Origin of the sequence: Spirillospora sp. NPDC047418, assembly GCF_040643275.1 — a bacterium.
Classification (GTDB): Bacteria; Actinomycetota; Actinomycetes; order Streptosporangiales; family Streptosporangiaceae; genus Spirillospora.
This window is the reverse complement of the sequence record NZ_JBEYTW010000011.1, coordinates 50,859-70,445: the sequence shown is the minus strand read 5'-3', so window position 1 is coordinate 70,445 and position 19,587 is coordinate 50,859. Positions and strand designations below refer to the sequence as shown.

21 protein-coding genes are annotated in these 19,587 nt (G+C 74.1%); 13 read left to right on the top strand and 8 right to left on the bottom strand.

The features are described from left to right. The first annotated feature begins 185 nt into the window (after positions 1–185). From ABZ806_RS09530 to ABZ806_RS09520, 3 genes are all read left to right on the top strand, one after another. Positions 186–458, top strand: coding sequence for a hypothetical protein (locus ABZ806_RS09530; protein ID WP_500216423.1), 273 nt, complete (start codon positions 186–188; stop codon positions 456–458). Positions 459–585: 127 nt separating this feature from the next. Further along, the gene (locus ABZ806_RS09525; RefSeq protein WP_500216422.1) at positions 586–861 is read left to right on the top strand and encodes a DUF6504 family protein; all 276 of its coding nucleotides are present in this window, start codon (positions 586–588) and stop codon (positions 859–861) included. Between the two features lies 1 nt (position 862). Next, positions 863–4,192, top strand: coding sequence for a DNA polymerase III subunit alpha (locus ABZ806_RS09520; RefSeq protein ID WP_500216421.1), 3,330 nt, complete (start codon positions 863–865; stop codon positions 4,190–4,192). Here the strand turns inward: ABZ806_RS09520 and ABZ806_RS09515 are convergent. Beyond that, on the bottom strand, positions 4,189–4,869 hold the full coding sequence (locus tag ABZ806_RS09515) for a DUF4328 domain-containing protein (RefSeq protein WP_500216420.1): 681 nt from the start codon (positions 4,867–4,869) through the stop codon (positions 4,189–4,191). The two genes, ABZ806_RS09520 and ABZ806_RS09515, sit on opposite strands and share 4 nt — an antisense overlap. A gap of 318 nt (positions 4,870–5,187) precedes the next feature. Here ABZ806_RS09515 and ABZ806_RS09510 point away from each other — a divergent pair, with 318 nt between their 5' ends. Next, positions 5,188–5,316 (top strand): hypothetical protein, encoded by a 129-nt coding sequence (locus ABZ806_RS09510; RefSeq protein WP_500216419.1) that lies wholly within the window; start codon positions 5,188–5,190, stop codon positions 5,314–5,316. A 63-nt stretch (positions 5,317–5,379) separates the two neighbouring features. On the opposite strand, the gene ABZ806_RS09505 is transcribed toward ABZ806_RS09510, so the two are convergent. Next, entirely contained in the window at positions 5,380–6,027 is a 648-nt protein-coding gene (locus ABZ806_RS09505; protein ID WP_500216418.1) for a response regulator, read from the bottom strand. Between the two features lie 28 nt (positions 6,028–6,055). Next, the gene (locus ABZ806_RS09500; RefSeq protein ID WP_500216417.1) at positions 6,056–7,243 is read right to left on the bottom strand and encodes a sensor histidine kinase; all 1,188 of its coding nucleotides are present in this window, start codon (positions 7,241–7,243) and stop codon (positions 6,056–6,058) included. Positions 7,244–7,487: 244 nt separating this feature from the next. Here ABZ806_RS09500 and ABZ806_RS09495 point away from each other — a divergent pair, with 244 nt between their 5' ends. Both ABZ806_RS09495 and ABZ806_RS09490 read left to right on the top strand, forming a co-directional pair. Beyond that, entirely contained in the window at positions 7,488–7,694 is a 207-nt protein-coding gene (locus ABZ806_RS09495; protein WP_500216416.1) for a hypothetical protein, read from the top strand. 137 nt (positions 7,695–7,831) lie between these two features. Next, positions 7,832–8,623, top strand: coding sequence for a methyltransferase domain-containing protein (locus ABZ806_RS09490; RefSeq protein WP_500216415.1), 792 nt, complete (start codon positions 7,832–7,834; stop codon positions 8,621–8,623). A gap of 13 nt (positions 8,624–8,636) precedes the next feature. On the opposite strand, the gene ABZ806_RS09485 is transcribed toward ABZ806_RS09490, so the two are convergent. The 4 genes from ABZ806_RS09485 to ABZ806_RS09470 form a co-directional block, all read right to left on the bottom strand. Next, the gene (locus ABZ806_RS09485) at positions 8,637–10,292 is read right to left on the bottom strand and encodes an acetolactate synthase large subunit (RefSeq protein WP_500216414.1); all 1,656 of its coding nucleotides are present in this window, start codon (positions 10,290–10,292) and stop codon (positions 8,637–8,639) included. Positions 10,293–10,478: 186 nt separating this feature from the next. Continuing rightward, positions 10,479–11,498, bottom strand: a complete 1,020-nt coding sequence (locus ABZ806_RS09480) for an LLM class F420-dependent oxidoreductase (protein WP_500216413.1) — start codon at positions 11,496–11,498, stop codon at positions 10,479–10,481. Positions 11,499–11,673: 175 nt separating this feature from the next. After that, positions 11,674–11,874 (bottom strand): DUF397 domain-containing protein, encoded by a 201-nt coding sequence (locus ABZ806_RS09475; RefSeq protein WP_500216412.1) that lies wholly within the window; start codon positions 11,872–11,874, stop codon positions 11,674–11,676. Then, positions 11,871–12,716, bottom strand: a complete 846-nt coding sequence (locus ABZ806_RS09470) for a helix-turn-helix domain-containing protein (RefSeq protein WP_500216411.1) — start codon at positions 12,714–12,716, stop codon at positions 11,871–11,873. The genes ABZ806_RS09475 and ABZ806_RS09470 overlap by 4 nt, the downstream gene beginning before the upstream one ends. A 193-nt stretch (positions 12,717–12,909) precedes the next feature. On the opposite strand from ABZ806_RS09470, the gene ABZ806_RS09465 reads away from it, so the two are divergent. Further along, complete coding sequence (locus ABZ806_RS09465; protein ID WP_500216410.1) at positions 12,910–13,593, top strand: ATP-binding protein; 684 nt, start codon at positions 12,910–12,912, stop codon at positions 13,591–13,593. Positions 13,594–13,611: 18 nt separating this feature from the next. Here the strand turns inward: ABZ806_RS09465 and ABZ806_RS09460 are convergent, their stop codons facing one another. Continuing rightward, positions 13,612–14,208 carry a TetR/AcrR family transcriptional regulator gene (locus tag ABZ806_RS09460; RefSeq protein ID WP_500216409.1) on the bottom strand — a complete coding sequence of 199 codons (597 nt, stop codon included), beginning with the start codon at positions 14,206–14,208 and terminating at the stop codon, positions 13,612–13,614. A gap of 60 nt (positions 14,209–14,268) precedes the next feature. Between ABZ806_RS09460 and ABZ806_RS09455 the strand changes: the two genes are divergently transcribed. The 6 genes from ABZ806_RS09455 (at position 14,269) to cobT (ending at position 19,585) form a co-directional block, all read left to right on the top strand. Beyond that, positions 14,269–14,904, top strand: coding sequence for a GNAT family N-acetyltransferase (locus tag ABZ806_RS09455; RefSeq protein ID WP_500216408.1), 636 nt, complete (start codon positions 14,269–14,271; stop codon positions 14,902–14,904). Further along, a complete protein-coding gene (locus ABZ806_RS09450; protein ID WP_500216407.1) occupies positions 14,901–15,386 on the top strand; it encodes a hypothetical protein in 486 nt (161 codons plus the stop codon). Before ABZ806_RS09455 ends, ABZ806_RS09450 begins: the two co-directional genes overlap by 4 nt. 153 nt (positions 15,387–15,539) lie before the next feature. Further along, the gene (locus tag ABZ806_RS09445) at positions 15,540–16,772 is read left to right on the top strand and encodes an SAM-dependent methyltransferase (protein WP_500216406.1); all 1,233 of its coding nucleotides are present in this window, start codon (positions 15,540–15,542) and stop codon (positions 16,770–16,772) included. 53 nt (positions 16,773–16,825) lie between these two features. After that, a complete protein-coding gene (locus ABZ806_RS09440) occupies positions 16,826–17,482 on the top strand; it encodes a precorrin-8X methylmutase (RefSeq protein WP_500216405.1) in 657 nt (218 codons plus the stop codon). Beyond that, the gene (gene cobC / locus ABZ806_RS09435; RefSeq protein ID WP_500216404.1) at positions 17,479–18,492 is read left to right on the top strand and encodes an Rv2231c family histidinol phosphate aminotransferase CobC; all 1,014 of its coding nucleotides are present in this window, start codon (positions 17,479–17,481) and stop codon (positions 18,490–18,492) included. The genes ABZ806_RS09440 and cobC overlap by 4 nt, the downstream gene beginning before the upstream one ends. 16 nt (positions 18,493–18,508) lie before the next feature. Then, on the top strand, positions 18,509–19,585 hold the full coding sequence (gene cobT, locus ABZ806_RS09430; protein ID WP_500216403.1) for a nicotinate-nucleotide--dimethylbenzimidazole phosphoribosyltransferase: 1,077 nt from the start codon (positions 18,509–18,511) through the stop codon (positions 19,583–19,585). The last annotated feature ends 2 nt before the right edge of the window (positions 19,586–19,587 follow it).

Sequence of the window (19,587 nt, the reverse complement as noted above, 5' to 3'; positions counted from 1 at the left end):
GGACGGGGCGCGGCGCGCCGCTCTCCGCGAACCATCCCCGCGCGAGCGGGAAACAGCCGTCCCACTCTCCGGATTCCCGCTGCGCAGCCGCGGATTTCGGGTCATGCTGAGGGACGGTCACCATTCGTCGCAGGATGATCGCCCGAGGTCATCGGGGCGGCTCGGGCCGGGATGAGGCGGCTGAAGTGTCTGTAGTCGGTGCGCGGGAGATCGCCGAGGAGCGGCGGCGCCACCTCGCGGCGCTCGCGCGCGAGGTCGAGGCCCGGGGCCTCGCCTGGCGGTTCGCCGGCCCCGGGGAGTCGCTGCTGGCCGTCTACGGCCCGCGGACCGGGCGCCGGCTGATGGTCGTCGCGACCCCCGTGGCCGACGGCTGGTCCTACCTGTGGCCGGACGGCGGCATGGCCGACGTGACCGACGTCGGCGCGGCGGCCGACCAGCTCACCCGCCTCCTGGCCTGAATCCGGCCTGATCTCGCCCCGGCCCCGCCTTGCCCCCGGGGCGGCCCCTTCCCTAGACTCCAACGCGAACGTATGTTCGAACGTCCGCATGTCCTTCCCCCGTGCGGTGAGCGCGAGGGGGAGGCAGATGACACGCGTGTTCGGCGATCCGGTGGACGTCTGGGTGAGCGACGGCCGTCCGGTCCGGTTCGTCTGGCGTGGCCGGCTCTACGCCGTGCGGCGGGTGCTGGAGCACTGGGTCACGACCCGTGACTGGTGGCGGGAGCAGCAGCCCGCCGGCGAGGCCACCGGGGAGCGGGAGTTCTGGCGGGTCGAGGCCACCCCGGACAGGGAGATCGGCGTCTACGAGCTGCGTTATGACGCGGCCGCCGACAGCTGGCTGCTCTCCCGGGTATGGGATTGACGTGCACCTTCATGTCGCTTCGGGCTATTCGCTCCGCTACGGCGTCGCCTCGCCGGCGGCGCTGGCCGAGCGCGCGGCGGGCCTCGGGATGGAGACGCTCGCGCTGACCGACCGGGACGGGCTGTACGGGGCCGTCCGGCACGTCCGGTCCTGTACGGACGCGGGCCTCGGCGCCGTGGTCGGCGCCGATCTGCGCGTCGTCTCCACGGGCGAGGAGCGGATCGTGGTGCTCGCCGAGGGGCGGGCCGGGTGGCGGTCGCTGTGCCGGCTGGTGTCGGCGGCGCACGCGGCGGGCGGGCGCGGGAACCCCGTGGTCACGCGGGAGATGGTCGGCGCGCACGCCGAGGGGCTCATCGTGCTGCTCGGCCCGGCGTCCGATGTGGGGCGGGCCGTCGCCGGGCGCCGCCCGGACGCCGCGGCGGCGCGGCTGGACGCCTGGCGCGCGGCCGCCGAGACCGCCGTCGAGATCGTGAACCACTACGGCCGGGGCGACGGGCCGCGCGCCGCGCGGATGCTGGCGCTCGCCCGCGCCGCCGGGGTGCCCGCCGTGCTCGGCAACGCCGTCCGGTACCTGGAGCCGGCCGACCACCCGGTGGCGCAGGTGCTGGACGTGACGCGCAAGCTCGTCCCGCTGGACCGGCGGCACCTGGACGACCACACCGGGCACGCCTACCTCAAGCCGGTCCCGGAGATGCGCCGCGCCGCCGAGCTGGCCTGCGGCGCCGAGGAGGCCGGGGCGCTGCTCGCGGCGACCCGGCGGCTCTCCGAGCGGTGCGTGCTGGATCCCGGCCGCGACCTCGGGATGGACGACGTCCACCTGCCGGCCGTGGGCGGCGACCCGTACGCCCGGCTCGTCGCCCGGTGCGCGGACGGGATGGCCCGGCGCGGGCTCGCGGGGTCGGCCGAGGCGGCCGGCCGGCTGGACGCGGAACTCGGCGTCATCGCCCGGAAGGGGCTCGCGCCGTACTTCCTCACGGTCGCCGACGCCGCCGCGCTGATCCGGGAGCGCGGCATCCGCTGCGCGATCCGCGGGTCCGGCGCGGGCAGCCTGGTCAACTACCTGCTCGGCATCGGCGACCTCGACCCGCTGCGGCACGGACTGCTGATGGAGCGGTTCCTCGCCGACAGCCGCGAGGGCCTGCCCGACATCGACCTGGACGTGGAGTCGGCGCGCCGGCTGGAGGCGTACCGTGCCCTGTTCGACCGGTTCGGCGCCGAGAGCACGGCGTGCGTGTCGATGATGGAGACCTACCGGGCGCGCAGCGCGCTCCGCGACGTCGGCAACGCCGTCGGGCTCCCGCCCGCGGAGATCGACGCGATCGCTAAGGCGTTCCCGCGGATCCGGGCGAACCAGATCCGCGCGGCCCTGGACGACCTGCCCGAGCTGCGGCAGAGCAACCTGGCCGCGGGCCGCCTGGAGGTGCTGTTCCGGATCGCCGAGCGCCTGGACGGCCTGCCCCGCCACATCGCCATGCACCCGTGCGGCGTCCTGCTGTCGAACCCGACGCTGCGGGACCGGACGCCGATCGAGCAGGCCGCGGTCGGGTTCCCGATGAGCCAGTTCGACAAGGACGACGTCGAGGCGATGGGCCTGCTCAAGCTCGACGTCATCGGCGTGCGGATGCAGTCGGCGATGGCGCACGCGGTGGCGGAGGTCGCGCGGGTGTCGGGGGAGGAGATCGCGCTGGAGGACGTCCCGCGCGACGACCCCGCGACGTTCGCGCTGATCCGCACGTCCCGGACGCTCGGCTGCTTCCAGATCGAGTCGCCCGGCCAGCGCGACCTGATCGGCCGGCTCCAGCCCCGCGACCTCGACGACCTGGTCATCGACATCTCGCTGTTCCGGCCCGGCCCGGTCAACTCCGACATGGTGTCGCCGTTCCTGGAGGCGCGGGCCGGGACCCGCGCGCCCGCCTACCCGCATCCCGACCTCGAACCGGCGCTGCGGGAGAGCCTCGGCGTGGTCGTGTTCCACGAGCAGGTGCTCCGCGTCGTCGACGCGATGACCGGCTGCGGCCTGTCGCAGGCCGAGGCGGCGCGGCGGAGCCTCGGCCACGAGCGGGGGCAGGAGGCGGTCGGCGCCTGGTTCCGGGAGCGGGCGCTGGCGCGCGGCTACGACGGGCCGACCGTCGACCGCGTCTGGCGGACGCTGACCGCGTTCGGCGCGTTCGGCTTCTGCAAGGCCCACGCGGCGTCGTTCGCGCTGCCCACCTACCAGTCGGCCTGGCTGAAACGGCACCATCCCGCCGCCTTCTACGCGGGCGTCCTCACCCATGATCCCGGCATGTATCCCAAGCGGGTCATCCTGGACGACGCACGGCATTTCGGCGTCCCGATCCTGCCGCTGGACGTCAACCGGTCGGCCGCCGGCTGGCACGCCGAACCCGTCTCCGCGGGCGGGACGACCGGGATCCGGGTCGCGCTGAACGAGGTCAAGGGCATCTCCGAGGCCGAGGTCGGCGCGATCGTGGACGCGCAGCCGTACGGGTCGCTGGCCGACTTCTGGCGGCGCGCCCGGGTGTCCCGGCCGACCGCCGAGCGGCTCGTGCTGACCGGGGCGTTCGACGGCGTCCACGCCCGGGTCCCGCGCCGCGACCTGCTCTGCCGCGTCGGCGCCCTGGACCGCGCCACCGCCCGGACCGCCCCGGTGCGGGGGCAGCTCGCCCTCGCCGACGAGGCGGGCCTGGAGGTCGACTTCGCCGACGCGATCCCGGCGGGGGAGCTGCCGCCGATGACGCCGTCGGAGATCGTCGAGGCGGAGCTGGACATCCTCGGCATGGACGTGAGCCGGCACGTCCTGACCTTCTACGACGGGCTGCTCGCCGGGCTCGGCGTCGTCCGCGCCGCCGACCTGCCGGGACGTCCCGCCGGGAGCGAGGTCCTGGTCGCCGGGGTCAAGGTCGCCACGCAGACCCCGGCGGTCCGGTCCGGGCAGCGCGTCATCTTCGCCACGCTGGACGACGCGACCGGCCCGGTCGACCTCACGTTCTTCGAGTCGGTGCAGGACCGGTGCGCCGCCACCGTGTTCGGCTCCTGGCTGCTCGTCGCCCGCGGCCGCGTCCGCCATGCCGGGGACCGCGCCGTCTCGATCACCGCGAGCGCCTGCTGGGACCTGAACGTCCTGCACGAGGAGTGGCGGCAGGGCGGACCGGACGCCGTCCGCGCCGCCATGTCGGGCACAGCCTCGCACGGCCGCCCCGTGGGCCGCCGCGTCGTCCACCCGACCGGCTTCGCGATGTCCCCGTACTCCGACATCGAGCACGCCGGCCCGGCGATCCGGCGTCCGCCGAGGTCGGCCCTCTGGCACACCAGCCCGGGAAGCTCCGGTTAGCCGTCGCGCACGAGCTGGAGGCGGGTGATCTGGAAGACGGTGGCCATGCAGAGGGAGGCGGCGAGGGCCTGGAACGCGGCGGCGGCGACGCCGACGTGGACGTCGAAGCGCGCCTCGGCGAGGGTGTCGACGCTGCCGTGCGTGAACGCGCGGCCGAGCAGCAGGCCGAGCAGGGCGGACACCCACCAGGCCGCCACGACGAACCCGGCGGCCTGGCGCTCGGCCGTCCGGTACCGGCCACTGTTCACCCACACCTCGTAGACCACCCGGGGCGGCACCCACAGGTTGACGACGGGCAGGACCCAGCCGAGCAGCACCCAGGCGCGGTGGTGCCGGTGCGGTCCGGGCGACTGCCGGAACGCCCGCCACAGCCAGACCAGGTAGAGCAGCCCGGTGACCACGGCCATGATCACGCCGATCGTGAACACGTCCGCGTAGGGGGCGAGGGCCCGGCCGGTGGCGACCGCGTCGTAGCTGTCGTGCGTCGCCCCCCGCAGCGGATGCGCGAGCCTGAGCAGGCTGATCCCCGCGCCGAGCGCGACGAACGCGTTGAAGCCGAGCAGCATGAACACGGCCACGCCGACCGCGCGGAAGTCGCGGCGCCGCGCCCACGCACCGCATGCCGGGCACCGGTCGACCTCGGTCGGGATGATGTCGCCGCACAGCGCGCACGGCATGATCCACCTCCCTTGGCCTTTGCGGATGGTTGCTTTGGATACTACGTACGTTTGACTTGCGCGACCCCACGCAGGTTCGCGGCCCTTACCGGATCGTCATACGCGGAACACGAACGCGGCGGCCGCCCAGGCCAGCGCGGCGGTGACGGCGGCCCACGCGGCGAGGCGGCCGAGGCCGCCGGTCTCCAGCAGCCGCTCGGGGCGCAGACCGGTCACGGCGAGCAGCGCCCACCATTCGGCGGCGAGCGCGATCGTCGCGTACAGCGACCCGAACCCGATCAGCGAGAAGAGCAGGACGACGCCGGCGGGGGTCGCGACGTGCGCGAACAGCGCCGGCCCCCGGGCCGGGCCGGGCAGGCCGCGGCGCAGCGCCGCGAGGACGGCGCCCCAGCCGGCGGCGCACAGCGCCCAGACGACGAGGACGGCGACGGGCAGCCCGTTCAGTGACTCCGGTGCCAGTGCCGTGATCCTTCCCCGCGTGCCGGTCCTCTTCGCGCCGTCCGCTCCCGGTCAGGTCATGAGGCCCGACTCCCACGCCCAGGCGGCCGTCTCCACCCGGTTCCGCGTGGCCAGTTTGCGGTGGACGCTCCCGAGATGCGTCTTCACCGTGGACAGCGACACGAACAGCTCCCCGGCGATCTCCTCGTTCGTCCGGCCGCGCGCGACGAGCCGGACGACGTCCAGCTCCCGGTCGGTGAGCGGCTCGTGCGGCGCGGCGACCGGCGGGCGGGGCCGCGCCAGCCGCTCCAGCAGCCGGACGGTGATGGACGGCGACACCAGCGACCCGCCGTTCGCGGCCGCGCGGACCGCCTCCACCAGCAGCGCGGGCCCGCTGTCCTTCAGCAGGAACCCGACCGCGCCGCCGCGCAGCGCCCCGTAGACGTACTCGTCCATGTCGAACGTGGTGACGATCACGACGCGGAGCGGGCCGGGGACGCTGGGGCCGGCCAGCGCGCGGGTCGCCTCCAGGCCGTCCATCTTCGGCATCCGGATGTCGAACAGGCACACGTCGGGACGCAGCCGGCGGGCCAGCGCGACGGCCTCGGCGCCGTCGGCGGCCTCCCCGACCACCTCCATGTCGGGCTGCGAGTCGACGATCATCCGGAACCCGGTCCGGACCATCTCCTGATCGTCGGCGACGAGTACGCGGATGGCCACGGGTCCGATTCTGTCAGCAATGCCCCGGTCACCGCTCCTCGCACGGCAGCAGCGCGACGACCTCCCAGCCGCCCTCCGGGTGCGGGCCCGCGCGCAGCCGCCCGCCGAGCGCGCCGACCCGCTCGGCCAGCCCGGTCAGCCCGAACCCGCCGGACGGCAGCATCCGGCCGCGGCCCCGCCCGTCGTCGCGCACCGACACTTCGACGCCGCCGCCGGCCCGGTCGAGGGTGACCCGCACGGCCTCGGCGTCGGCGGCGTGCTTGCGGACGTTGGTCAGCGCCTCCTGCACGACGCGGTGCGCCGACGCCGCCACCTCGGGCGGCAGCGCGCCGAGGCCGGGCGCGAGCACCAGCGTCGCCGGCGGGTGGGTGAACCCGGCGACGAGCTCCTGGAGCTGCGCGAGGTCGCCGACGGGGCGGGTGGCGGAGCCGCCGTCCGCGAGGGCCTCCCCGTCCGGCGCGTTGACGTGCTGCGCGTCCCGCAGCAGGCCGACCATGCGGCGCATCGAGGTCAGCGCCTCCGTGCCGGCCTTCTCGATGCCGCCGAACATGCGGTCCAGGTCCGCGGGCTGCTGGCCCGCCCCCGCCTGCGCCGCGAACCGCGCCGCCTGCGCCTGGACGACGATGCCCGTCACATGGTGGGCGACGAAGTCGTGCAGGTCGCGGGCGAGCTCCAGCCGCTCGTCCCGCCGCGCCGCCGCCAGCGTCCGGGACCGCCGCGCGTCCAGCGCCCGCAGGTACAGGCCGACGCCGAGGGCGATCGCCACGGTGATGCCGAGCGGCGCGGTGAACAGGGCGGCGGCGAGCGCCGACCAGCGCAGCGGCGTCGCGAGGACCGCCGCGCCGAGCAGCAGCGCCAGCGGGACGAGCTGCTCGCGGCGCGCCTTCCACACGACCCGCGCGATCACGATCAGCAGCCCGCCGATCTCCGCGAACACGCTCGGGGTGCCGAACTGCGGCCGGACCGCCGTCCCGAGGTACAGGGTCGTGAACGCCGACAGCGCCCCGGCCCCGGCGGCCCACGGGACGAGCCGCCCGGAGATCGCCGCGATGTTGGCGGCGCCCGCGACGACCACCATCCACAGGGCGGGCGCGTCGCGGAGGGCGTAGGCCAGGCACAGCAGCAGGAACAGCCCGGCGAACCCCGCGTAGGCGATGCGCACCACGCAGCCGCCCACCGAGTGGATGCGGTCCAGCCCTGCCCCGACGTCGTTCACGGTCATGCAGGGTACGTCCCGCCGCGAGCCGCGCGGATCGACCGTTCGGCCGACCCCGCCCCGGCCGGTCGAATATAGGTTCGAAAATGTCAGACCCGCCCCGTAGCGTTGACCACGTGATTTGGACGACACCTGGGAACAGGCGTCGAACCGAGTGGCTTGTAGTGACGTACTTAGGGGTATGTGACCAGCGGTGGTACCCGCACAGGAGCGGCCCACCGGGGTTCAAGGAAGGGGTGTTGGCATGAGCGCAGCGACCGGCACGTTCCATCTCTCCCACCCGCGGCTTGACGGGCCCGCCGAGCGGACCGTCGTCGAGCCGTGGCTCACCGAGCTTTCGCACGCGTCGCTGAACGCCTACGCCGAGCCCGCGCCCGCGCTGGCCCCGGTCGAGGCCCTGCCCGTGCGGCAGCGGCCCGTGCCCGCCCGCCGCGTCGCCGTGGCGGCCTGACGCGCCGACGAGAAGGGGATCGAGGGCGACCTCGATCCCCTTTTCTCATGCCCGGATGTCTCACACTCTGATACGTGCTTCTCAAACTATGAGAAGCCGGCGTAGTGTTCGGGCACCGGAACAGAGAGGTGATCCCGATGCCGGCCTACACCCACGGCCACCACAAGACCGTCCTGAGCTCGCACCAGTGGCGGACGGTCGAGAACTCCGCCGCCTACCTGATCGAGCACCTGCGCCCGGGGCTGTCCGTCCTGGACGTGGGCTGCGGCCCCGGCACCATCACCGCCGGCCTGGCCGAACGCGTCGCCCCGGGCCGCGTCGTCGCCGCCGACTCCGCCGAGACCGTCCTGGACGAGGCCCGCAGGAGCACCGCCGCCGCGTCCAACGTCGAGTTCGCGGTCGCCGACGTCCACGCACTGGACTTCCCCGACGGCACCTTCGACGTCGTCCACGCCCACCAGGTCCTGCAGCACGTCACCGACCCCGTCCAGGCCCTGCGCGAGATGCGCCGCGTCACGAGGCCGGGCGGGATCGTCGCCGCCCGCGACGCCGACTTCGGCACCATGATCTGGTACCCGGAACCGCCCGCCATGGACGCCTGGCTGCCCGTCTACTACAAGGTCGCCCGCGGCAACGGCGGCGAGCCCGACGCCGGCCGCCGCCTGGTCTCCTGGGCCCGCGCCGCCGGCTTCACCGACGTCACCGCGACCGCCTCCGCCTGGTGCTACGCCACCCCCGAGGAACGCGAATGGTGGAGCGAGTCCTGGGGCGGCCGCCTGATCAACTCGGCGGTCGCCGACCACGCCGTCGCCGGCGGCCACGCGACCCGCGAAGAACTCCAGCGCATCTACGAGGGCTGGAAAGAATGGGCCGCCGCCGACGACGGCTGGTACTCGGTCACCCACGGCGAGATCATCTGCCGCCTCTGACCCTCACATCGGGTCAGAAGGGGTCGGTGAGGTCGCCTAGTTTGTCGGTCAGTTCGAGGTTGTGGGAGTAGTCGACGGGGACGGTGATGACGGAGACCGCGTCCTCGGCCAGGGCCTTGCGGAGGGTGGGGAGCAGGTCGCCGGCGGATTCCACGCGGTGGCCGATGGCGCCGAAGCTCTCCGCGTACTTCACGAAGTCGGGGTTGCCGAACTTGATGTGGGAGCTGGTGCCGAGGTCGAGGTCCATCTTCCACTCGATCAGGCCGTAGGCGGAGTCGTCCCAGATCAGGACGGTGATCGGGATGTTCTCGCGGACGGCGGTCTCCAGTTCCTGGGAGTTCATCAGGAACGCGCCGTCGCCCGTCGCGGCCAGGACGTTCCGGTCCGGGAGCGCGAGCTTCGCGGCGATCGCGCCCGGGACGGAGAAGCCCATCGAGGACAGGCCGTTGGAGACGATCAGGGTGTTCGGCTCGTAGGTCGGGTACATGCGGGCCATCCACATCTTCACCGCGCCGGTGTCGGCGAGGACGATGTCGCCGCGTCCCATGGCGGCGCGGACGTCGGCGACGATGCGGCGCGGCGAGAGCGGAAAGCCGTCCTCGGCAGCCCCCTCGGCGAGCTCCTCGCGGAGCGTCTCGCGGATCTTGCGCCCGGTCGCGTTGACGTCGAAGCGGCGGTGGACGGAGTCGGCGAGGGCGTGCAGCGAGCGGGAGATGTCGCCCTGGACGCCGACCGCGACCGGGTAGTGCTCGTCGACCTCGGCGGGGAACTGGTGGATGTGGATGATCTTCTTGTCCGCCGCCGGGTTGATCTTGACCGGGTCGAACTCCTGGAGCTCGTAGCCGACGGCGATCAGGACGTCCGCCTCGTCGAAGCCGAAGTTCACGTGGTCGTGCCGCATGAAGCCGACGGCGCCGAGCGCGTTGGGGTGGTCGTCGGGGAAGACGCCCTTGCCGTTGAAGGTGGTCGCGACCGGCAGGCCGAGGCGCTCGGCGAAGTGGACCAGCGCGTCGCCCGCGCCCGCCCGGGTCGCGCCGTGCCCGGCGAGGACGATCGGCCGCCGGGCGAGGGCGAGCACGTCGGCGGCGCGGGCGACCTGGGACGGCGACGGCTCCTGCGTCCGGACGACGTTCAGCGGGAGGGGCGCCAGGTCGGCGGCGACCTTCGCGGACTCCACGTCCTCCGGAATGGCCAGGTAGACCGCGCCGGGACGTTCGGTCTGCGCGGTCTTGAACGCCTTGCGCACCATCTCGGGCAGCGCCTCGGCGCGCGGCGCCAGCTCCGACCACTTGGTGATCGGCCGGAACAGCGACACGAGGTCGATGATCTGGTGCGACTCCTTGTAGATGCGGTCCAGGCCGACCTGCGCGGAGATCGCGACGACGGGCGTGCTGTTGGTGGTGGCGTCGGCGACGCCGAGCTGCAGGTTGATCGCGCCGGGGCCGAGCGTCGCGGACGCCACCCCCGCGCGGCCGGTGAGGCGGCCGTAGATCTCGGCCATGAAGGCCGCGCCCTGCTCGTGCCGGACGAGGACGTAGCGGATCGACGAGTCGTTCAGGGCGTGGACGAAATGGATGTTCTCCTCGCCCGGGATGCCGAAGACGTATTCGACGCCCTCCGCCTCAAGGGTCCTGACGAGCAGGCGGGCGGCGTCTTGCTGCGCGGACATCTGTCCCATCTCCAGTTCGCGTCTCGCTGGTTGCCCCTGGTACAGCACGGCGAGCGGAGCGCCCATTCCACGACGCGATGTGGAGTTGATCTCAGCGGGACGGCTCTCGGCCGGGTTCCCGGGAACGTGCCGCGCCGGCGGGCCGCCGCACCGGCCGGTGCGGCGGCGGTGCGGCGGCGGTGCGGTTCAGGAGGCGGCCATGTCCTTGATGGCGCGCAGGGTCGGCTCGTCCTTCACGCCGGCGATCAGCAGGGTGGTGACGGGGCTGTCGCGCCAGAGCTGGAGGCGCTCCTTGATCCGGCCGAGCGGGCCGAGCAGCGAGATCGCGTCGGCCAGCTCCGCCGGGACGGCCTTGACCGCCTCGTCGCGGCGGCCGGCCAGGAACAGCTCCTGGACGCGTTCGGCCTGCTCCGCGAAGCCGAGCCGGCCGATCAGGTCGAGGTGGAAGTTGCGGTCCTTGGCGCCCATCCCGCCGATGTAGAACGCGAGCGGGATCTTGGCGAACTCCACGGCGGACGCCAGGTCGTCGGTGACGATCGTGGTGACGGTCGCGGCGATCTCGAAGCCGTCCGGGCGGTTCGCGAGCGAGGCGCCGAACACCGCGTCGATCTGCTCCGGGTCGACGAACAGCGGCAGCCAGCCCTGCGCGACCTCGGTGGACAGCGCGACGTTCTTCGGGCCCTCGGCGCCCAGGTAGACGGGGATCTCCGGGCGGACGGGGTGGACGATCGACTTCAGCGGCTTGCCGAGCCCGGCGCCGCCGGGGTAGGGCAGCGGGTAGTGCGGGCCTCCGCTGGTCACCGGGCCCTCGCGGCGCCAGACCTGCCGGACGATGTCGAGGTACTCGCGGGTGCGGGCGAGCGGCTTGGGGAACGGCTGCCCGTACCAGCCCTCGACGACCTGCGGCCCGGACGCGCCGAGGCCGAGGATCATCCGGCCGCCGGACAGCGCGTCCAGCGTGAGGGCGTGCATCGCGGTGGCCGCCGGGGTCCGCGCCGACAGCTGGACGACGGCGGTGCCGAGCTTGATCCGGGACGTGCGGGCGGCGTACCAGGCCAGTGGGGTGAACGCGTCCGAGCCGTACGCCTCGGCGGTGAACACCGAGTCGTAGCCGCAGCGCTCGGCGGCCAGCACCGTCTCGGTCTGGTCGTCGGGCCGGCCCTGCCAGTAGCCGACGTTGATGCCGAGCTTGAGTTCCGCGGTCACGTTGCACCCTCCGGTAGTCGACGCACCCGCGATACTAGAACACGTTCTAGTTTCCCGGAAGGGGGCCGGCCCGTCCCGGCGGGAGGCGGCCGGGTGCGAGGCAGGCCGGGCGGGAGGCCGGCCGGGCGCGAACGAGGGCCGCGGCGCAGCGCGCCGCGGCCCGGGGGGTTCGCCGCTAGCTCTCCTTGATCGCCTCCAGCAGGCCCCGCAAGGCGGACGGGGTCAGGACCAGGGCCGGTCCGGCGGGGTCCTTGGAGTCGCGCACCGCGCGAAGATCGCTGGACAGTGATGCCATCTCGACGCACTGGTCGCCGCTTCCGCTGCGGGACGACTTGCGCCAGACGGCACCGGTGAGTTCGCGCTGCAGGTTGGTCACGGGCTGCTCCTTGCTGCCTCGGCTATGAGGTGCGCGGAATCCTCGGGGGACAGGGCCCGCTCCGCGATGAGCTCGAAGCGGTCCCTATGCTTTGCTATTTCCTCGGCACTCTCAAGGTAAACGTCACCCATAGTGCCCTCTACGTAGGCGATATCGGGGTCCGCGGGGTCTGGATACGACAATATGGTGAAACGTCCATCAAGGCCCGCATGCGCCGCTGCTGTGTACGGAAGTACCTGGATCGTCACCGTTGGGCGGGTCCGCGCGGCGGTGGCGAGGGCCTCCAGCTGGCCCCGCATCACCTCCGCGCCGCCGATCGGGCGGTGCAGCACCGCCTCGTCGAAGATGACCTGGAAGCGGGGTGCCTCGGCGCGATCCAGCAGCGCCTGCCTGATCTTGCGGGCGGCGATGCGGCGCTCGATGTCCTCCTGGGCGGGCAGCAGCCGGCCGGCCGTGATCACCGCACGGGAGTACGGCTCGGTCTGCAGCAGCCCGTGCACGAGCTGGGGGTCCCAGGTGCGGATGTGCGAGGCCTCGTCCTCCAGTGCGACGTAGCTGCCGGCGAAGACGTCCTGGTAGGCCGTCCACCAGCCGCGCTGGCCGGCCTGCCGGGCGAGGGTGATGAGCGCGTCGCGGTCCGGGCTCGGAACGCCGTAGAGGTCGAGGATGTCGGCGATGTCGCCGGGCTTCGGGCGGGTCTGGCTGGTCTCGAGGCGGGAGACGGTGGCTCGCGACCAGTCCAGCCGGTCCGCCACCTCCTGCAGGGTGAGGCCCTGCTCCTCGCGCAGCTTGCGGAGCTCCCGCGCGAGGCGGCGGCCGCGGACGGTGGGGCGGTAGGTCATGGGAGTGGAGTCTTGCGACTCTCGACGCCCGTCACAACGCGATTGGCGAACCCCGCGGAAAGGCCGGGGGAATTTCGTGAAGACGGTTGCGGTCGTGAGAATCTCACGAGACTCTTGAACGCGTGACCGTCCGGAGACTGACAGTGACCGCTGGACGGTCGCGGGCCCGGGCACGTAGACCACGGGAGGACCCGTGAACAGCACGCAGGCCGATACCGCGGCGGACACCGCCGCGGCGGCGGACACCACCGTGACGGCGGACACCACCGTGACGGCGGACACCGCGACCGACGCCTTGACCGAGACCATCACCCTGACCAAGGCCGCCGCGCTGACCGAGACCGCGCTGACCGGGGCGGCATCGGCAGAGACGGCCGCGTTGACCGGGAGCCGCGCGGGCGGCGCCGTGCCGCGGGCGTCGCGGGACGGCGACGGCGCCGCGGGCGACGGTATGCCCGGCTGGGTGTGGGCGCTGCCGGGCGGTCCCGGCTGCGCCGGTCATGCCCGCCGCGTGCTGCGCGAGGCGCTCGCCTCGCTCGGCGCGCCGCCGGACGTGATCGCCGACGCGCAGCTCATGGTGAGCGAGCTGGCCACGAACGCCCACCAGCACGCCGGCGGGCACGGCCCGCACGAGCTGTGGCTCTACCGCGGCGGGGGGTGCGCCCGCGAGGTGCGCTGCGCGGTCTTCGACGCGTTCGCCGACGCCGGGCTGCCCGGCTACTCGTGGACGTCCGGCGACTGCGGGCGCGGGCTGAGCATCGTCCGGGAGCTGTCCGGCGGACGCTGGGGGCTGCGGCGCACGCTGTCGCGGCTCGGGCCGCCCGTCCGCGGCAAGGCCGTCTGGTTCACCGTCCCGGGGGCCGCGTCGCCCCGCTGACCGTCCGCCGGCGGGGGGTCAGTCCTTCTCCAGCGCGGGGCCGATGTCGCTGACCAGCGTCAGCAGCGACCGGGAGAGCAGCGTGTGCACCTGCTCGCGGTCGAGCGTCTTCTCCTGCAGCCACTGGCGCGTCGCCGCGTCCACCAGCCCGGTGTAGACGCGCAGGACGGCCCGCAGCGTCCCGGTCGGCTCCGGTACCCGCAGGATGGCCAGCATGTGCTTGACGGCCTCGTCCTTGAACCGGTTGACGACCCGCAGGAGCTCCGGGTCCTGCCCGAAGCCCTCGGCGTCCAGCGCCGCGAACCAGGTCGACGCGTTCTGGTCGGCGGTGTCCAGGAACAGGTTCACCAGCAGCTCGACGGACTCGGGCAGCGTCAGCCGGTCGTCGGGCGGCGGGACCTGCATCGCCGCGGACGCCGTCAGCCCGTGGACCACCTTGAGGAACAGCTCCCGCTTCGTCCCGAAGTAGTAGTGGATCAGGCCGCGCTGCACGCCGGTCTCCCGGGCGATCGCGGCCGTGGACACCTCCGAGTACGGCAGCTCGGTGAACATCCGCCGGGCGACGGCGAGGATCTGGGCGCGCCGTTCGTCCGGGGACAGCCGCTGGTAGCTCACCGCGACAGCCTATTCTGTGCGGGCGGCCCGCGCTGTGCGGGCGGCGTGAGGGGAGCGCGGGTGAACGCCTTCGAGGGGACCGTGCGCCTGGTGGGCGAGCGGCTCGTCCTCCGCCCGTTCGGCCTGGACGACGCCGCCGCGCTGATCGAGGTCATCCGGGCCGGGGAGGACTTCCTGCCGCCCAACTTCCCGGCCGCGCTGGAAGCCGAGCCCATCGCCTGGTTCCTGCAGGAGGGCGTCCACAAGGTTCAGCATTTCGGTCTGGGTATCCATCTCGCGGTGACAGAGCGTTACACGGGCGACTTTATCGGGACCATCGGGCTGTTCAAGGTGGACTGGTCGCATCTGACGTGCGAGGTCGGTTACGGGATGCGGCCGGGCGCGCGCGGGCGCGGCCACGCCACCGAGGCGCTCGGGCTGCTCTCCGACTGGGCGCTGCGCGACCGCGGGCTGTTCCGCGTGGAACTGCGCGCGATGGTCACCAACCACGCCTCGATCCGCGTCGCCGAGAAGGCCGGCTACCTGCGGGAGGGCGTCGCGCGGGGGGCCGAGCGCGACGCGGACGGCGTCAGCCGCGACATGATCGTCTTCAGCCGGATCGGGACCGATCCGCCGCTGCCCGGCGCGCCGCGTCCGCATGCGGACGGCGCCTCCGCGAGGCTCGTCGCCGACGATGAGGAGGGACGGTACCAGTGACCGCAACGGATCGGACGCTCGTGATGTACGGGGACGGCGCGCGCGACGCCGCCCGGCGGATGCTGCCGGACCTGCCGGACGCGTGCTTCGTCCCGGCGGATGCGGTCCGCGAGGCGGTCGCGACCGCGGTCAAGGACGGGACCGCGCAGATCATCCTGGTCGCGGGCATCGGCGAGCAGGTCGCCGTGCTCGGCGGGGCGGCGGGCCTGCTGGAGTCGATCACGCTCGACATGGACTGCGGCGTCGCGCTGGCCGGGGAGGTCTCGCGGGCGGCGGCGGCCGAGGACGCCTACGCGCTGTGGGAGGCGGCGGGCCGGCTCGGGCCGTGCGGCCGGGAGCTGTGCCGGCGGACGGCCGGCGAACTGGAGCGCCTCGCCGCCGAGGCCGCCGGTGCGCCGGCCGGCCCGCTCGCCGCCCAGGTCGTGCTGCTCGACGCGGCCGGCGAGCGCATGGTCGGCATGTACGGCCGCATGGCCCGGTGACCACCCCCCGCGCGGACCGCAGCCGACCACGGTCGGGTGGGGGATGTCTTGATGCAAGCTGATGGGTAGGGCGGGGCGATGCTTACGGTCGTCGGCTGTGATGGTTCGCCGCTTTCCGGGGCGGCCGAGGCGGCGCTGGGGAGTGCTGCGCTGGTGGTGGGAGCGCCCGCGCTGCTGAAGGGCCTGCCGTTGTCGCCGGGCGTCGGCAAGGTCGCCGCGACGGACGTGGTGGAGGCCCTGCAGGGCGTCGATGTCACCGAACAGGACGTCGTGGTCGTCGTAGATGGCGACCCCGGCTACTTCGGGATCGTCCGGGAGCTGCTCGAACAAGGCCACGCGCCGGAGGCGATCCCCGCGACGCCCCTGGTGGCGCGGGCCTTCGCCCAGGCGGGCCTGCCCTGGGAGGACGCCCTCGTCGTCTCCGCCAGGGACGGGCATCTGCGGCAGGCGGTGAACGCGTGCCGCGCCCATCCGAAGGTGGCCGTGCTGACCGGGCCCGGCGCGGGGCCCGCCGAACTGGCGCGCGCGCTGTTCCCCGTCACTCCGCGTTCGTTCGTGGTCTGCGAGGACTTGGGCGGGCCTGGAGAACGGGTCGTGTACGTCCGTCCGGCGGAGGCGACCACTCGTCCGTGGAACGACCCCGATGTGGTGCTCGTCCTGGACAACCGCCACGCCCTGGGTGAAGCGGGCTGGTTCGCGGGGCCCCGGCGTGCTCCCGCCGGATGGGCGCTGCCGGCGGACGCGTTCGGCGACGACGCCGGCATGCGTCCGGACGTCCGCGCCTTCGTGCTGGCCAGGCTCGGCCCGGGGATCGGCGACATGGTGTGGGACGTGGAGTCCGGCGACGGCTCGGTGGGCATCGAGTGCGCGCGCTTCGGCGCCGCCGTGGTCGCGATCGACCGCGACTACGCGGCGTGCAGGCGGATCAGGGAGAACGTCCGGCTGCACGGGGCCAAGGTCGCGATGGCGTCCGGGGACGTCCGGTCCGCCGCCGGCCATCTGCCCGCGCCCGACGCGGTCTTCGTCGGCCGCGGCGGGCCGCCGGCCGTCCGGGTGTGCGCCGGGCTCGGGCCGTCCCGGCTCGTCGCCCTCTCCACGCCCGCCGATGTTCGGGTCATACTGGACATCCTGGACGAGCAGGGCTTCACCCCCGGCGCCGTCCAACTCCAGGCGACCCGGCTGACCCCACCGGAGGAGCCCGGAGACCCGGTGATCGTCGTCTGGGGTGAGCGGGACGCCGGGACCCCGGCGCGGCGGCCGTCCCGGACGGACCGTCCGGTCGAGACGATCCCGGCGCCGCCCGGCGAGCCGGCCGAGCTGGCCAAGCCTGCCGGGCCGGGCCGCCCGGCCGCGGCCGGTTCGGACATACCGCCCCGCAAGGCGTGAAACCCTGGTAGGTCCGTCCGGAAGCACGGATCCGGAGCACTGGAGGAGCGCAGTTGACCGTCCGTCAGCCCCACCCGATCGAGGTCCGGTCGTATGAGATCCTGCGGTCCCGCGTCGACCTGTCGCCGATGCCGCCGCTGTGGCGCGCTGTCGCCGAGCGGGTGATCCACGCCACCGCCGACCTGGAGTACGCGGTGGACCTGCTGACCAGGGAGGAGCACCTCCAGCAGGGCTGGGCCGCGCTGCGGGCCGGGGCGCCGGTCGTCACCGACGAGGGCATGGTCGCCGCCGGGATCACCGCGCGCGAGCCGATCTGCCACGCCGCCGACCCGGCCGCCGCCCGGATGGCGCGCGCCGCCGGCATCACCCGGTCCGCGGCGGCCGTGCGGCTGTCGTACTCGGAGGTCGGGCCGGGCGCGGTCTGGGTGGTCGGCTCCGCACCCGAGGCGATCTTCGAGATCATCCAGCGCCGGGTCGCCCCCGCCCTCGTCGTCGGCATGCCGGTCGGCTTCGTCGGCGCCCGCGAGGCCAAGGAGGCGCTGCGCGCCAGCGGGCTGCCGCAGCTCAGCAACGTCTCGGAGAAGGGCGGCTCCGCCGTCGCCGCCGCGGCCGTCAACGCGCTGCTGTACCTGGAAACGGGGCAGCCCGAGGCCGGGTTCTCCGAGGCGGGGCAGCACCGGGCAGGGCACCACGAGGCGGGCCGCCCATGAACGTCGACCTGCGCCACCACGGGGACGCGGAGGTCGGCGGCGGGCTCGCCGACTTCGCCGTCAACGTCCGGACGGGCATGCCGCCGCAGTGGCTGGCCGAGCGGATCCGGGCGTCCGTCGCCGACCTCGCCGCCTACCCCGACCCGCGCCCGGCCCGCCGGGCCGTCGCGCGGCGGCACGGCAGGTCCGTCGAGGAGGTGCTGCTGACCGCCGGCGCCGCGGAGGCGTTCGTGCTGCTCGCGCGGGTCCTCGCGCCGCGCCGGGCGGTGGTGGTGCATCCGCAGTTCACCGAGCCCGAGGCCGCGCTGCGGGCCGCCGGGCACGAGGTGGAGCGGGTGGTCCTCAGCAAGGACTTCACCCTCGATCCGGGCCTCGTGCCGGAGGACGCCGACCTCGTCGTGGTCGGCAACCCGACCAACCCCACGTCGGTGCTGCACCCGTCCGAGGCCGTCGCGGCCCTCGCCAGGCCCGGCCGGACGGTCGTCGTCGACGAGGCGTTCATGGACGTCGTCCCGGGCGAACCCGAGTCCCTCGCCAGCCGGCTTCCCACCGGCGTCGCGGTCATCAGGTCCCTCACCAAGACGTGGGGGCTCGCCGGGCTCCGCGCAGGGTACGTCCTGGCCGATCCCCACCTGGTGGGACGGCTCGCAGAGGCGCAGCCCCTCTGGGCCGTGTCGACGCCCGCGCTCGTGGCCGTCGAGGTGTGCTCCTCACCGGAGGCCGTCGCCGAGGCCGAGGCGTGGGCCGTCGAACTCGGCGAGGAACGCGACCGGCTGGCGGCGGAACTCACCGGACGCGGCCTGTACGTCGTCCCCGAGGCGCGGGCGTCGTTCCTGTGCCTGTGCGTGCCGGACGCCCTCGGAATCAGGGCCTTGCTGAGGCAGCGCGGGTACGCCGTCAGGCGCGGCGACACGTTCCCGGGGCTCGGGTCCGACTGGCTGCGGATCGCCGTGCGCGACCGTCCGTCCAATGACCGGCTGCTGGAAGTGCTCGGTGACCTCGGTATCTGATCCCGGAAGGGACGCTGTGAACCTGATCGACGCGACCATCGCCGCCATCGGCCCGCTGGACGAGGCGGCCATGCGGGACGCCCGCGACCACCAGGCGAGGCTCACCAAGCCGCCCGGGTCGCTCGGCGCCCTGGAGGAGGTGTCGGTCAGGCTCGCCGGGCTGGCCGGGCAGTGCCCGCCGCCGCTGCCCGAGCCCGCCGCCGTGGCCGTGTTCGCCGCCGACCACGGCGTCCACGCGCAGGGCGTCACCCCGTGGCCGCAGGAGGTCACCGCGCAGATGGTGGCCAACTTCCTGGCCGGCGGCGCCGTGGTCAACGCGTTCGCCGCGCAGGTCGGCGCGGGCGTCAGCGTGGTCGACGTTGGCGTCGCCACCGAACTCGACGCCGCCCCCGGCCTGCTCCGGCGCAAGATCGCGCCCGGCACCGCGGACATGACGGCCGGGCCCGCGATGACCGCCGCCGAGGCGCGCCGCGCCGTCGAGACGGGCATCGAGGTGGCCCGCGAACTGGTGGACCACGGCGCGCGGTGCCTGCTCACCGGGGACATGGGGATCGCCAACACCACCGCGTCCGCCGCGCTGATCGCCGCGTTCACCGGGCTGCCGCCCGAGCGGGTCACCGGCCGCGGCACGGGCATCGACGACGCCACCCACGCGCACAAGGTCGAGGTCGTCCGCGCGGCCCTCACCCGGCACGGGCTCCCGGAGCGGGGGAGGCCGCCGCTGGAGGTCCTCGCGGCGGTCGGCGGGCTGGAGCACGCCGCGATCGCCGGGTTCGTCCTCGGCGCGGCCGCGCTGCGCGTCCCGGTCGTCCTGGACGGGGTGATCGCCGGCGCCGCCGCGCTGGCCGCCGCCGCGCTGTGCCCGGACGTCCTCGGCGGATGCGTGGCCGGGCACCGCTCGGCCGAGCCCGGCCACGCCGCCGCCGTCGCGGCGCTCGGCCTGCGGCCGCTGGTCGACCTGGAGCTCCGGCTCGGCGAGGGGACCGGCGCGCTGCTGGCGTTGCCGCTGGTCCAGGGCGCGGTGCGGGTCCTGCACGAGGTCGCCACGTTCGACTCGGCCGGCGTCAGCGGGAAGGACGCCGGGCTGCCGTAACG